Origin of the sequence: Brenneria corticis (assembly GCF_003115855.1) — a bacterium.
GTDB classification, from domain to species: Bacteria; Pseudomonadota; Gammaproteobacteria; order Enterobacterales; family Enterobacteriaceae; genus Brenneria; species Brenneria corticis.
Map to the genome: position 1 here is coordinate 59,021 of NZ_KZ819089.1, position 14,302 is coordinate 73,322.

Genomic DNA, 14,302 nt, shown 5'->3' on the forward strand with positions numbered 1-14,302 from the left:
ACGGAATACTTTCAGGAGCAGGAGATGAGTCAACAAGAGTTCCTCCGCCGTCGTCAGACGCTGCTGGAGAAAATGGCGCCCGCCAGCGCGGCGATTATTTTTTCCGCCCCCGAAGCGACGCGCAATGCCGACAGCGATTATCCCTACCGCCAAAACAGCGACTTCTGGTATTTCACCGGCTTTAACGAACCGGAGGCCGTGCTGCTGTTGGTTAAAAGCGATGAGAAACATCATCATAGCGTACTTTTCAACCGCGTTCGCGACCTGACGGCCGAAATCTGGTTTGGCCGTCGCCTCGGGCAGAAAGCCGCGCCGGCGGCGCTTGGCATCGATCGGGCGCTGCCCTTCGATGAAATCGCTAGCCAGCTGCCGGTGCTGCTGAACGGGCTGGACGCGATCTATCACGCCCAGGGACAATACGCCTACGCCGATAAGCTGGTGTTCGCGGCGCTAGACAGGCTGCGCCGGGGCACGCGCCAGGGGTTCATCGCCCCGCCGACGCTGACGGACTGGCGGCCGTGGGTCCATGAGATGCGGCTGTTTAAATCGCCGGCGGAAATCAGCATCCTGCGCCGCGCGGGCGAGATCAGCGCGCTGGCGCATACGCGGGCGATGCAGGCCTGCCGCCCCGGCATGTTCGAATATCAGTTGGAAGGGGAAATTCACCACGAATTTACCCGCCACGGCGCGCGCTACCCTTCTTACAACACTATCGTCGGCAGCGGCGATAACGCCTGTATCCTGCACTACACCGAAAATGAAACCCGGATGCGCGACGGCGATCTGGTGCTGATCGACGCCGGGTGCGAATATCAGGGCTATGCCGGCGATATTACCCGCACCTTCCCGGTCAACGGCAAGTTCAGCGCGGCGCAGCGCGCCATCTATGACATCGTGCTGCGTTCTCAGCTTAAAGCGCTGGAACTGTTCGCGCCGGGCCGCAGCATCCGCGAAGTCAATGAGGAAGTGGTGCGGGTTATGGTGAGCGGGCTGGTCGAGCTGGGCATCATGAAGGGCGAAGTCGAAGCGCTGATGGCGGAACAGGCGCACCGCCCGTTCTTTATGCACGGACTGAGCCACTGGCTCGGGCTGGACGTACACGACGTGGGCGATTACGGTTCGAGCGATCGCGGCCGTCCGCTTGAACCCGGCATGGTGCTGACGGTGGAACCCGGCCTGTATATCGCCCCCGACGCCGACGTTCCCCAGCAGTACCGGGGCATCGGCATCCGTATCGAAGATGACATCGCGATCACCGCGGACGGCAACGAAAATCTTACCGCCGGCGTGGTCAAAGACGCCGATGCCATTGAAGCCCTGATGGCGCAAGTCGGCGCATAATGGCTTCCGGCAAGGCGCGGTCAGGCGCTAATCTGCAATCACAATCAGGATAACAACGCATGACGGTAATGATTGTCGGCGGCGGCATGGCCGGCGCGACGCTGGCGCTGGCGATATCCACCCTTTCGCAAGGAAAGGTGCCGGTTGAACTGGTCGAAGCGAAGTCGCCCCTCGATCGCCGGCATCCGGGGTTTGACGCCAGGGCGATAGCCCTGGCGGAGGGCACCTGCCGGCAGTTGGAAAACATCGGCATCTGGCAGGCGCTGGCGGACTGCGCCTCGGCGATATCCCACATCCACGTCAGCGATCGCGGCCACGCCTGCTTTGTCAACCTGAACGCCTCCGACTACCGCGTTCCGGCGCTGGGCCAGGTGATGGAACTGCACGCGGCGGGACGGCGCCTGTTCTCGCTGTTGCAACAGGCTCCCGGCGTGCGTCTGCACTGCCCGGCGCAAGTGGTGGCGGTCACCCGCACTCAGACCGACGCCACCTTAACGCTGGATAACGCTACGCAGCTGACCGGACGGTTGCTGGTGGCCGCCGACGGTTCGCACTCCAGGCTGGCGCAATCCTGCGGCGTTCAGTGGCAGCAGCAGGAGTACGGTCAGATCGCCGTCATCGCCAACGTCACCACCTCGCAGCCGCATCAGGGTCGCGCCTTTGAACGTTTTACGCCGCACGGACCGCTGGCGCTGCTGCCGATGAGCCAGGGGCGCAGCGCGCTGGTGTGGTGCCATGAGCAAAACCGGCAGGCCGAGGTCGACGGCTGGAGCGAAGCCGAATTCCGCCGGCGGCTACAGCTGGCCTTTGGCTGGCGTCTGGGCGCCTTTACCCATATTGGCGAACGCCACAGCTATCCGTTACGCTTACTGACCGCCAATCGGCATATTCACCACCGTCTGGCGCTGGTGGGCAATGCGGCGCAGACGCTGCACCCGATCGCCGGGCAAGGCTTCAATCTGGGCCTGCGGGACGTGATGTCGCTGGCGGAAACCATCGTCGAGGCCGTCGACAACCGGCAGGATCCGGGCGGCTATGCCGTCCTCAGCCGTTATCAGCAGCGCCGCCAGCCCGACCAGCAGACCACGGTGGCGATCACCGACGGTCTGGTCAGGCTTTTCGCCAACCGCTACACCGCGTTGGAAATCGGCCGCAATCTGGGGCTGGCGGCCATGAATAATCTGCCGATGATGCGCGATGCCCTGGCCCGACGTACGCTGGGCTGGGTGGAGCGTTAACCGGACACAACAGGGAAAAGCTATATGCAATCATTCGACGTGGTTATCGCCGGCGGCGGCATGGTCGGTCTGGCGCTGGCCTGCGGTTTGCAGGGCAGCGGCCTGCGCATCGCGGTGCTGGAGCAGCAGCCGGCCGAGATCCGCCCGCTGGAGAAAGCGCATGCGCTGCGGGTGTCCGCCATCAACGCCGCCAGCGAATGTCTGCTGCGCCATCTGGGCGTATGGGAAAATCTGCTGGCGCTGCGCGTCAGCCCCTACAACGCCATGCAGGTGTGGGATAAAGACAGCTTCGGCAAGATCGGCTTCAGCGGCGAAGAGTTCGGTTTTTCCCATCTGGGGCATATTATTGAAAACCCGGTCATCCGCCAGGCGCTGTGGCAGCGCGCAGCTCAGCTGAGCGATGTTACGCTGCTGGCGCCCGCGACGCTGAAACAGGTGGCCTGGGGGGAAAACGAAGCCTTTATCACCCTGCAGGATGACAGCATGCTTACCGCCCGGCTGGTGGTCGGCGCGGACGGCGCCCACTCCTGGCTGCGCCGCCACGCCGATATTCCGCTGACCTTCTGGGACTACGGGCATCATGCGCTGGTCGCCAGCATCCGTACCGCAGCGCCGCATGAATCGGTGGCGCGCCAGGTATTTCACGGCGACGGCATTCTGGCGTTTCTGCCGCTCGGCGATCCGCACCTCAGTTCGATCGTCTGGTCGCTGCCGCCGAATCAGGCCCAGGCCATGCAGGAGCTACCCGTCAGGGAGTTCAACCAGCAGTTGGCGGTGGCGTTCGATACGCGGCTGGGGCGGTGCGAGCTGGAAAGCGAACGGCAGACCTTTCCGCTGACCGGGCGCTATGCGCGCAGTTTCGCCGCCCATCGGCTGGTGCTGATCGGCGATGCCGCGCACACCATTCATCCTCTGGCCGGCCAAGGCGTCAACCTGGGTTTTATGGACGCGGCGGAGTTGATTGCCGAACTGAAGCGCCTGCAATCACAGGGCAAAGATATCGGCCAGCATCTCTATCTGCGGCGCTATGAACGCAGGCGTAAACACAGCGCGGCGCTTATGCTCGCCGGCATGCAGGGCTTTCGCGAGCTGTTTGACGGCGACAATCCGGCCAAAAAACTGCTGCGCGACGTCGGCCTGCTACTGGCGGATAACCTGCCCGGCGTTAAGCCGACGCTGGTGCGCCAGGCCATGGGGCTGAACGATTTGCCCGACTGGCTGGATGTGAGCAAGTAGCCGCACCGGCTAATGCCCTACGAGTCGGCCCCTACCCGCACCACCAGCTTGCCGAAGTTGCGCCCCTGCAACAGCCCGGAAAACGCCTCCACGGCATTTTCCAGCCCGTCCACCACGTCTTCCCGGTATTTGATTTTGCCTTGCGCCACCAGCGGAGACACGGCTTGCCAGAATTCATCGAACCGCGGGCCGTAGTCGTCAAAAACGATGAACCCCTGCATGCGTATGCGCTTTTTCAGCAGGGTCCCCATCAGCAGCGGCAGGCGATCCGGCCCGTCCGGCAGACCGGTGGCATTGTAGCCGGCGACCAGTCCGCATAGCGGCACGCGGGCCGAGGTATTCAGCAGCGGCAGCACCGCATCGAACACCTTGCCGCCCACGTTTTCGTAATAGATATCGATGCCGTCAGGACAGGCGGCCTTGAGCCGGTCGGCAAAATCCGCCGCGCGGTGATCGATACAGGCATCAAATCCCAGCGCCTCAACCGCATAGCGGCACTTCTCCGCCCCGCCGGCGACGCCCACCACACGGCACCCCTGCAGTTTTCCGAGCTGTCCGACCGTCGCCCCCACCGGGCCGGTTGCCGCCGCAACCACCAGCGTTTCCCCCGCTTTGGGCTGCCCGATATCCATCAGCCCCATATAAGCGGTAAAACCCGGCATGCCCAGCACGCCCAGCGCATAGGAAGGATGTTCGGGGGTCTGCCCCAGATTGGTTAACGCCCGGCCGTCGGAAACGGCGTAGTCCTGCCAGCCGCTGTAAGCCTGTACCCAGTCGCCCGGACGATAATCCGGGTGTTTCGAGGCCGCGACCCGGCTGACCGTCGCCCCGACCATGACCTCTCCCAGTTCGACCGGTTTGGCGTAAGAAGGCGCGTCGCTCATGCGCCCGCGCATATAGGGATCGAGCGACAGGAAAACCGTGCGCAGCAGGACTTCCCCCTCTTTTATCTCCGGGATCGGCTGCTGCTCCAGGCGAAAATTATCCTGCGTGGGCGCGCCGTGCGGACGTGAAGCCAGCACAATCCGGCGATTGATCCGATCTGTTTGCGGCATGACTCTTCTCCTCTCGAATAAAGCGGATAAACCGGAAGCCGCTCCGGCATCGCCGCCGGCAGCAAGAATTAAGCATAGCCTACCGCACCCTGCCGCCGCTACATACGCAGCAGAATATCGACAACGTCCATTATTAGGAATAATCGTAGTCAAGGAGAGTGATTTTTTTATTTCTCATGCTATAACCCAGCCATAAAAATAACATATTTACAGGATGAATTTTCTCAATGTATTATCCTCACGGCCGGCTGGTTTACTATCTTGCCGCGCCATTCGCAAGGAAATTTAATTTCATTTTTCGCATAAGTAATACCAGCATGTTGATGCGATGCCAACAGTCGTTGATTAAAGGAAGGTACATGTATGCTAAAGCCCAAGGATTGCCGCAACTTACAAGACGTAAGAGAAGGCATTGATACCATAGATAAACAGATATTTACTCTTTTCCTGCAGCGCCTGGATTATGTCTATTCGGCCAGCCGCTTTAAGCCCGACGAAGCCAGTATTTCAGCGCCGGATCGCGTGGAGGCCATGCTGGATGAGCGCCGGCGTTGGGCAAAAGAGCATCATGTCGATGAGAGTTTCATTGCGTCATTATTCGGAAATATTATTCATCAATTCATTAGCGCGCAAATTAATTTTTGGCGAACGAATAAATCATCATAGAATAATTTAATATAAATACTAATCAAAATATCATACCTATATATACAAAAAGTTTCCAGGGAATGAATGGATACGCCGAAATAATAACCGCTTTTATTTCAGTGCTTCACGACAAAAGGAAGAGAGTATGGGAACGCCATTTCATCATCACGGTTTCTTGTTTTCGTCCGCATTTCGCAGCCTTTATACCGAAGGCGTATTTAAAACCTTAACCTGGCCCGCGTCCGACCCCGCCGCGCTGTGCCAAAAAGTGGCGCATGAGTTCGAACTGGCGCGTCTTGCCGGCATAACGCGTCCGATTGTGGTGGGCGCCATCCCCTTTGATGTGCGTCAACCGTCATCCCTGTATATTCCTCACGCCTGTCATTTTTTGTCGCGTGAAGCATTCAAACGGAAACTGAGCGCGACGCCGCAAACGCCGCTGCGCATCGTCGACCAGCAACCACATCCGCAGCGGGAATATTTTCTCGCCATGGTGGAAAGCGCCGTAAACACCATACGCCAGGGGAAACTGCAAAAAATCGTCTTATCGCGCCTGCAGTCATTACAGGTTGAGCATCCGCTGAATACCATCGCCCTACTGGCAACGCTGGCCGAGCAGAACCCAAACGGCTACTACTTTCATTTACCCCTGGCGGAAAAGCGCTATTTGTTTGGCGCCAGCCCTGAACTGCTGCTGCGGCAACAGGGGCGTTCAATCTGGAGCACGCCGCTGGCAGGCACCGCCAAGCGCGCCGCCGATGAACAGCAGGATCGGGATAACCGCGATCGGCTGCTGGCATCGCGCAAGGATCGTCACGAACACCAACTGGTGATAGAAGAAATTCGCAAAACGCTGGCGGACTACTGCTCTTCCCTCAGCATCCCGCCACAACCCGAACTATTGCAGACGCCCAACCTCTGGCATTTGGCCAGCCCGATAGCGGGACAGCTGAAAGCCGACAACAGCCAGTCGCTGTCGCTGGCCGGCCTGTTACACCCTACCCCCGCCCTGTGCGGCGTGCCAAAGGAAAAAGCCCGCCGGTTGATTAGCGAGCTGGAACCTTTTGAACGCGGCGTTTTTGGCGGCATCGTAGGTTGGAGCGACGACGAAGGAAATGGCGAGTGGGCGGTAACCATTCGCTGCGGCACCAGCCAGCAGCAAAATATTCAGTTGTATGCCGGCGCCGGTATCGTCGCCGATTCCGACCCCGCCGCCGAATGGCTGGAAATAGAAGCCAAGATGCGCACCATGCTGCGCGCCCTCGGTCAATAGGCGCGTATGGGAGCGCCGGAACCCCCGGCCTCCCAGCGAAGGCTGGCTGACGACAGATACCCGGCAATGTAAAATATGCGAACCATCGCACGGTTATTTTATCGCCCGATAAAATAATATATGCGCTGAAACACGCGGCCGATGCAGGGTTATTATTTATTCAACGCGCAAAGATTAGCCACGCCCGCCGTATATGCTTATTTAATTTAGTTAGCAAAGCTATTATTTTAAATCGTTATAATGCTAAATAATTAGCCTTGTTGGTTTCGTTTTAAAAATAAAAGTTTACACAAGTATACATTTTGAAATAACAAATAACTCTCCTCTCGACATCCGGCATCATTATTTTCACATTATCTTCCTTTATATCAGTAATATAAAATCGATCATGTTTGTCGATAGGTGTATTATCATCGCCGAATAAGAGCCGATCCCGATAGATAACACGGTTGTCGACGGCAAATAACACCGCACTGCGTGGATTGGTTCTTGCTCCATTTCCATTGGTCACTCTATTTAATTAAACAACGCGATGCTTGACTGGATTTAATTCCGTACAGAATTCGTACGAAATTAACCCTGTTACCAGGTTATTAAGGGAGAATAGTATGCAGTTACGAACCACAAAGGAAAAAATCCTGTTGGCAATACTCGTCGGGATAATTGCCGGCCTCGTTTGCGCCCTGGCCAAGTTTGGCTGGGAAATTCCTTTTCCGCCAAGAACGCCGCTGCGGGATATGACCAACCCGCCGCAGGAGTTACTGCAACAGCTCGGCATGTCCTATGAACTGTCGCACATCACCTATCTGTATAATGGCAACGCCAGACCAATCATGAGCTTTATCATGCACTTTGGTTTTTCTATTACCTTTGCCGTGCTCTATTGCGTCATCGCCGAGTTTAATCCCAAAATCAAACTCTGGCAGGGCGCTTTTTACGGTCTGGTTCTCCACATTGTATTCCACGTTTTCCTGCTGCCGCTGTTCGGCACCGTTCCGGCACCGTGGGATCAGCCGTTTGCCGAGCATTTCTCTGAACTTTTCGGCCATATGTTCTGCTTCTGGCTGGTGGAAATCGTCCGTCGCGATATACGCAACCGTATTACTCATGCGCCGGATCCTGAAGTCGCCGCGGCTGAAGCCACGCGCTGATTTCGTCTGCTCCGCCACACCGGCCGCCTTATCCGCAGGCGGCCGTTTTTTATTTTCCCGCCAAGCCTCGCCGTTTCGACTCGCTTCCCGCCGGCATAATCGTTGCCGTTATATGCTTTTTTTGCATTAAAAAGTATTTTTTGTGCTTTTACTCCTTGATGCGACCTCCCTACATTTACAACACATAAAATGGGTTAACGTAAACTTCAAGGACTAAGGGAATGGAAAAAAAATCATCAGCAGCGCGGTTTCCATCGGCTAAACTTCTCACCGCAGGCGCTTTATCCCTGCTTTTTGCCTTCACCCCCAGCGCATGGAGCGCCGACAATAGCGAAAAACCGGTTCAGGGCGGCATACTCAACGTCGGGCTGGGCAGCGATACCCCGGTTATCGATCCGCATATCACCGCCTATGGCGTCGCCGCGCTGGTCACGCGCAACGTTCTCGACTCGCTGGTGGGCCAGGCGGAAGACAACAGCTTTACCCCCTGGTTGGCGGAGCGCTGGGAAATCAGCGACGATCGCAAGGTCTACACTTTCCATTTGCGCAAGGATGTGACCTTCAGCGACGGCACCAAGCTGGACGCGGCGGCGGTGAAATTCAACTTCGACCGCATCCTGGATCCCAAGACCATCTCCCCGTACTCCAAATCGTTACTGGGACCGGTCGAGGCCGTCGAAACCCCGGACGACTACACGGTGGTTCTGCGCTACAAGGAAGCGTTCGCGCCGCTGTTGCAGGGGTTGAGCCTGCCCTACCTGGGCATTCAGTCGCCGACTTACCTGAAAAACACCCCCAACACCAGCAATACGGTGGTGGGGTCCGGGCCGTTTATTCTCGACTCATTCGTGAAAGGCAGCGGCAGTAAGCTGAGCAAGCGCGCCGATTATAATTGGGGGCCGGGCTACGCCACTCATCAGGGTCCGGCTTATCTGGACGGCATCGAGTTCAAGTTCCTGCCGGAAGCCGCCGTACGGCTGGGCGCGCTGAACAGCGGACAGGTGCATGCCATCGACGCCATTCCGCCGGTCAACCACGCGCAGGTGCTGAAAAACGGTAAATTGCAGGTGGCCACCTACGAAAACCCCGGCGTCAACCGCGTGCTCTACCTCAACATTGCGCAGGGCCCCTTCCAGGACGTCAAGGTGCGCCAGGCGTTCCAAAGCTCGGTGGACGGCCCGGCGGCGGTCAAGGCCACCTTCTTCGGCACGCTGAAAGCGGCGGACAACGTTCTCGGCCCCTCCACGCTGTACTATGATCCAGCCGTCGCCTCCACCTGGGGATTGGATCCGAACAAGGCCAACCGCCTGCTGGATGAGGCCGGCTGGTCGACGAAGGACGCTCAGGGTTACCGCACCAAAGACGGCAAACGCCTGACCGCGCGCTTCATTTACGTCCCCAACAATGTGGAATCGGCCGATGTGGCCCTGTTTCAGGCGGTACAGTTCCAGGTCAAACAGACCGGGTTCGATCTCAAGCTCGATCCGGTGGATTCCGGCATCTTCTCCAGCCGCACCGCCTCCAGCGACTATGACATCGCCTCCAACTTCTTCGTGCGTCCCGAGCCGGACATTCTGCGCACCGTGTTCCACTCCGCCTACATCCCGCCGCAGGGCAACAATCACGCCCGCGTAAACACGCTGGACGACAAACTGATCCGCGCGGTGGGCGCCGGCGACGAGGAACGCAAGCGCCTGTACCATGAAGTGCAGCGTGAAGTGATCGAACAGGCCTACGTGGTACCGCTGTACGTCCCGGCGTTCCAGTTGGGGCTGTCGAAAAACGTGCACGGCGTCAGTTGGGCCACCAATTCCAAACCGAACTTCTACGATGCCTGGATTAGCCGCTAACCTGCGCGCAGCCGGTAAACGCCTGCTCACCATCGTCGCCGTGCTGTGGGGCGCGGCGACGCTGTCGTTTATCGCCGTCAAGCTGATTCCGGGCGATCCGGTGTCGATCATCATCGGCGGCGGCGACGCCGTGGTGGACGAGGCGTTCCGCGCCGAACTGGTGCAGCAGTTCGGCCTCGACCGGCCGCTGTGGATGCAATACCTGCGCTACTGCGGGCAGGCGCTGAGCGGCGATCTCGGCGACAGCTACCAGTTTCGTCAGCCGGTGGCGACGGTGATCGCCACCGCACTGAAGGAAACCGTGCCGCTGGCGCTCAGCGCGCTGCTGCTGGCCCTGACTCTGGCTATCGTCAACGCGCTGGCCACCGCCGGGCGGCAGCATCGCCTGCGCCGTCTGCTCTCCGGGCTGGAGTTGATCCTGCTCAGCACCCCGGTGTACTGGATCGGCATTCTGTTGCTCACCCTATTCAGCTTCAAGCTCCAGTGGTTCCCGATTACCGGCAACGACGGCATCGCCGCGCTGGTGCTGCCGGTGATCACCCTGAGCCTGCCGCTAATGGCGGTGTTCAGCCAGGTGCTGCGGGACGGCCTGGAAGAGGCGCTGTCGCAGCCCTTCGCGCTTACGGTGCGTACGCGCGGCGTCGGCGAGACCGCGCTGCGGCTGCGTCACGCCCTGCGCCACGGCGCGCTGGCGATCTCCACGCTGACCGGCACGCTGCTGGCCGGCGTGCTGGGCGGTTCGATCCTGACGGAGACGGTGTTCGGGCGCGCCGGCATCGGCCAGATCACCCTGCTCGCCATCGAAAACCGCGACATGCCGCTGGTGCTGGGGCTGGTGATGTTCTCCGCCTTTCTGTTCGTGGCGATCAATCTGCTGATCGACGCGCTGTACCTGTTGATCGATCCGCGCCTGAGGAAAAAGGAGTTGCCCCATGAGCAGTGATCCCGTGCTGCTGCCCCGCAGGCCGGCGGCGGTTTACCGTAATCCCTGGCTGGCGGCGGGCACGCTGCTGCCGGCGCTGATCGTCGCGCTGCTGGTGCTGGCGGTGTTCTTTCCGACGCTGTTTACCCGCTACACCCCGAACGACATGGACTTCGCGGCGGTGTTGCAGCCACCGAGCACGCACCACTGGTTCGGCACCGATCAGCTTGGCCGCGACGTGTTCGCCCGCGTGGTCCACGGCACCTCGCTGTCGCTGACCATCGGCGTCGGCGCCACCCTGCTCGCCTGCGCGGGCGGCATCCTGCTGGGGACGGCGGCGGCGCTGGCGCCGCGGGCGCTGCGTCAACTGCTGGTACGCCTGCTGGACATCCTGCTCGCCTTTCCCGACCTGCTGCTGGCGCTGCTGGCCATCGCCGTGCTGGGACGCGGTCCGGAGAATACGCTGCTGGCCGTCGGGCTGGCCGGCATCGCGGGCTACGCCCGGCTGGTGCGTTCGCAGGTATTGCAGGTCAAGCTGTCCGGCTACGTCGAGCACGCCGTGGCGCTGGGAGAATCGCCGCTGTACATCATTCTGTGTCACATCGTTCCCAACACCGTGCGTCCGCTGCTGATCCTGGCGACCATCGGCATCGGTCAGGCGGTGCTGGCGGCCTCCGCGCTGAGTTTCCTGGGGCTGGGCGTGACGCCGCCCACCGCGGAGTGGGGAGCGCTGCTGTCCGACGGCCGCAACTTCCTGGACAGCGCGCCCTGGGTCAGCCTGCTGCCGGCCAGCATGATCGCCCTGTCCGTCATCTCCATCACTCTGCTGGGGCGCCGGTTGCAATCCATCGTAGCAAAAGGCGGCGCATGATGACTTCCAAAGCAAAGCAACACCCCGCTCAACCGCTGCTGCGGGTGGAGAGTCTGCACGTTAGCTTTCCCTCTCAGCACGGCACGGTGGAGTCGGTGAAAAACCTTGGTTTTCAGGTTAATCCCGGTGAAATTCTGGCGCTGGTCGGCGAATCGGGTTCCGGGAAATCGGTTACCGCGCGCGCGCTGGTCGGGCTGGCGGGCGAACATGCCGACGTGCGCGCCGACGCCATCGATCTGCTGCGTCATGACGGCAGTCGCTACGACCTGCGCTACCTGACCGATCGCGACTGGCGGGGCATCCGCGGCCGCGAGATCGGCTTTATCCTGCAAGATGCGCTGGTCTCGCTCGATCCGCTGCGCAGGATCGGCCAGGAAGTGGCGGAGCCGATCCTCACCCATCGGCTGGCGCCGCGCTCAGAGGTCGCCGGGCGGGTGGCGGCGCTGCTGGAACAGGCGGGCATTCCCGACCCGGCCAACCGCGCCGCCCAGTATCCGCATGAACTCTCCGGCGGCCTGCGCCAGCGGGCGCTTATCGCTTCCGCGCTGGCGGGCGGTCCGCAGCTGTTGATTGCCGACGAACCCACCACCGCGCTGGACGCCACGGTGCAAAAGCAGGTGCTGACGGTGTTTACCGCCCTGGCGCAGGCCGGTCACGGCGTGCTGCTGATCACCCACGATCTGGCGGTGGTCTCGCAGGTGGCGGACCGGGTGATCGTCATGCAGAAAGGCGAACTGGTGGAGTCCGGCTCCGCCCGCCAGGTGCTTTCCGCGCCGCAGCATCCTTATACCCGCCGCCTGCTGGCGGCGATCCCCACCGCGGCCACGCGCGGCAACTGGCTGGCGGGCGAGAATCCGCTGCGCGACCTGCCCGACGGGGTCTTGTCGTCACTACGCGCGCACGACGAAACGGTTTCGGAGGTGGCGCTGAAAGCGGATCGGATATCGGTCTCCTTTACCCGCCCTGACGGCAGCCGAATGCATGCCGTCAATCAGGTATCGCTGGAGGTGCAACGGGGTGAAACCCTGGGCATCGTCGGCGAGTCCGGTTCGGGCAAAACCACCCTGGGGAAAGTCATTCTGGCTTTGCGGAAACCGGACAGCGGCGAGGTATGGCTGGCGGACAATCCCTGGAGCGCGTTGCCGGAGCGTGAACGCCGCCCGCTGCGCGCCCGTATTCAGACCATCACCCAGGATCCGCTCGGTTCGTTCGATCCGCAATTCACCGTGGCGCAGATCCTCCGGCAGCCGCTGCGTTTACGCCGCGATCTCAGCCAGGCGGATCGGCAACGGCGCATCCTGACCCTGCTGACGCTGGTCGGGCTGACGCCGGACCTGCTGACGCGCCGCCCGACCGCGCTCTCCGGCGGTCAGCGGCAGCGGGTGTCCATCGCTCAGGCGCTGGCCTCGGAACCGGATCTGCTGATCTGCGACGAGCCGGTTTCCGCGCTGGACGTCACCACCCAGGCGCAGGTGCTGGATCTGCTGGTGGCGCTACAGCGTCAACTGCGGCTCACCATGCTGTTTATCTCCCACGATCTCGGCGTGGTGCAGCATATGAGCCATCGCATCGCGGTGATGAAAGACGGCGAAATCGTCGAAACCGGCGACGTGGAGCAGATCTTCAACCGGCCGCAGCATCCTTATACGCGGCTGCTGCTGTCGACGGTGAGCTAGCCCGCGAGGTGATTATGGTCCTCATCGGGAAATGCCTGCTGGCGCAGCGACTTGGGCGCCAGCGAAAAGGCTTTGCGAAACTGGGTGGAGAAATGGTTGCTGTCGCTGAATCCGCAGGCGTGGGCAATGGCGGTGATCGAATCATCGCTTTGCTGCAACCGTCGGCGGGCCTCCAGCAGCCGCAGGCGATTGAGATAGCGCTGCGGCGTCATGCCGGTATGCTGTTTCAGCTGCCGGTGCAGCGTGCGCAACGGCAAAGCGAACTGCGCGGCCAATACCTCCCAATCGATCTCTTCGGTGTAGTTGTTCTGCAGCCACCCCAGCAGGGCCTGAATCCCCTGGCGGTGACACCCCCGCGCCTGGGTCTGAAAACAGTGTTGCCGCAGATCCACCAGCATCTGTAAAAACAGGCTTTCGCTGGCGGCGATATCCTCCGCCGTCGAACTGCGCGCCAAATTAGTCATGACGGCGATACGCTGCTTCAACTGCTGCATGGCGGTTTGATTCAGCTGCCACTGTCCCTGCCACTCGCCATCGGGGCCGTAAGGCAGAAACGCGGTAATATCGGAAAGGAAGCGAAAATCGCGCGGCGAGCGGTACAGCACGTTGGTCAGGCAAAGCCCGTCAACGTTTTCAAACAGATGGCGATCGTTATCGCGCACAAAGAACACCGTGCCGCGGCACAGGGCGTAAGGCTGATCGTTAAATACGTGTACGCCGGCCCCCTGCTCCACCAGCACGATTTCCCAGAAATCATGGTAGTGCTCAGGAAAAGCCACCTGCGGCGTACGCGGCTCCACCGCCACGGTCACCGCCCGCGAAGCAAAAAATTCATCACCACGTAGTAGCGTCATTTCAGTTGTTACTCCAGCCAGACACTCGCCAACCCGTTACCCAATAGTAGCCATTTGCCGCATGGCGAACCTTAAAATATCCCTGTCGGATCACAATAGCATCCCCGCAATCTTCGGGATTGTGAGCCAATTCACAGCCAGCTTTGCCGTTTTGCCAATCCCCCCTGTCAAATGGCACTCACCGAAA

At 60.4% G+C, this 14,302-nt stretch carries 12 protein-coding genes; 10 read left to right on the forward strand and 2 right to left on the reverse strand.

Going from position 1 to position 14,302, the window contains the following annotated elements; all coding sequences use genetic code 11:
• Window positions 1-24 precede the first annotated feature (24 nt).
• Genes pepP through ubiI form a run of 3 tightly spaced genes read left to right on the forward strand, consistent with a single transcriptional unit; the run spans window position 25 to window position 3,815 of the window.
• Window positions 25-1,341: a Xaa-Pro aminopeptidase gene (pepP, locus tag DDT56_RS18580; protein ID WP_136167902.1), complete on the forward strand. Its 1,317-nt coding sequence runs from the start codon at window positions 25-27 to the stop codon at window positions 1,339-1,341.
• A 59-nt stretch (window positions 1,342-1,400) separates the two neighbouring features.
• Complete coding sequence (ubiH, locus tag DDT56_RS18585; protein ID WP_009114597.1) at window positions 1,401-2,579, forward strand: 2-octaprenyl-6-methoxyphenyl hydroxylase; 1,179 nt, start codon at window positions 1,401-1,403, stop codon at window positions 2,577-2,579.
• 24 nt (window positions 2,580-2,603) lie between these two features.
• Complete coding sequence (gene ubiI / locus DDT56_RS18590) at window positions 2,604-3,815, forward strand: FAD-dependent 2-octaprenylphenol hydroxylase (protein ID WP_136167903.1); 1,212 nt, start codon at window positions 2,604-2,606, stop codon at window positions 3,813-3,815.
• A 17-nt stretch (window positions 3,816-3,832) separates the two neighbouring features.
• Here ubiI and DDT56_RS18595 read toward each other — a convergent pair whose 3' ends face one another.
• Complete coding sequence (locus DDT56_RS18595; RefSeq protein ID WP_136167904.1) at window positions 3,833-4,870, reverse strand: NADP-dependent oxidoreductase; 1,038 nt, start codon at window positions 4,868-4,870, stop codon at window positions 3,833-3,835.
• 363 nt (window positions 4,871-5,233) lie between these two features.
• On the opposite strand from DDT56_RS18595, the gene DDT56_RS18600 reads away from it, so the two are divergent.
• The 7 genes from DDT56_RS18600 (at window position 5,234) to DDT56_RS18630 (ending at window position 13,261) form a co-directional block, all read left to right on the forward strand.
• Window positions 5,234-5,536: an isochorismate lyase gene (locus DDT56_RS18600; protein ID WP_136167905.1), complete on the forward strand. Its 303-nt coding sequence runs from the start codon at window positions 5,234-5,236 to the stop codon at window positions 5,534-5,536.
• Between the two features lie 127 nt (window positions 5,537-5,663).
• Window positions 5,664-6,791, forward strand: coding sequence for an isochorismate synthase (locus DDT56_RS18605; protein WP_136167906.1), 1,128 nt, complete (start codon window positions 5,664-5,666; stop codon window positions 6,789-6,791).
• 608 nt (window positions 6,792-7,399) lie between these two features.
• Window positions 7,400-7,942, forward strand: coding sequence for a YagU family protein (locus tag DDT56_RS18610; RefSeq protein WP_136167907.1), 543 nt, complete (start codon window positions 7,400-7,402; stop codon window positions 7,940-7,942).
• Window positions 7,943-8,163: 221 nt separating this feature from the next.
• On the forward strand, window positions 8,164-9,792 hold the full coding sequence (locus DDT56_RS18615) for an ABC transporter substrate-binding protein (RefSeq protein ID WP_136167908.1): 1,629 nt from the start codon (window positions 8,164-8,166) through the stop codon (window positions 9,790-9,792).
• Window positions 9,773-10,735: an ABC transporter permease gene (locus DDT56_RS18620; protein WP_136167909.1), complete on the forward strand. Its 963-nt coding sequence runs from the start codon at window positions 9,773-9,775 to the stop codon at window positions 10,733-10,735. Before DDT56_RS18615 ends, DDT56_RS18620 begins: the two co-directional genes overlap by 20 nt.
• A complete protein-coding gene (locus tag DDT56_RS18625; protein ID WP_136167910.1) occupies window positions 10,725-11,585 on the forward strand; it encodes an ABC transporter permease in 861 nt (286 codons plus the stop codon). The genes DDT56_RS18620 and DDT56_RS18625 overlap by 11 nt, the downstream gene beginning before the upstream one ends.
• Window positions 11,585-13,261, forward strand: a complete 1,677-nt coding sequence (locus DDT56_RS18630; protein ID WP_136167931.1) for a dipeptide ABC transporter ATP-binding protein — start codon at window positions 11,585-11,587, stop codon at window positions 13,259-13,261. The genes DDT56_RS18625 and DDT56_RS18630 overlap by 1 nt, the downstream gene beginning before the upstream one ends.
• On the opposite strand, the gene rhaS is transcribed toward DDT56_RS18630, so the two are convergent.
• On the reverse strand, window positions 13,258-14,115 hold the full coding sequence (gene rhaS / locus DDT56_RS18635) for an HTH-type transcriptional activator RhaS (protein ID WP_136167911.1): 858 nt from the start codon (window positions 14,113-14,115) through the stop codon (window positions 13,258-13,260). The genes DDT56_RS18630 and rhaS overlap by 4 nt on opposite strands.
• Window positions 14,116-14,302 lie beyond the last annotated feature (187 nt).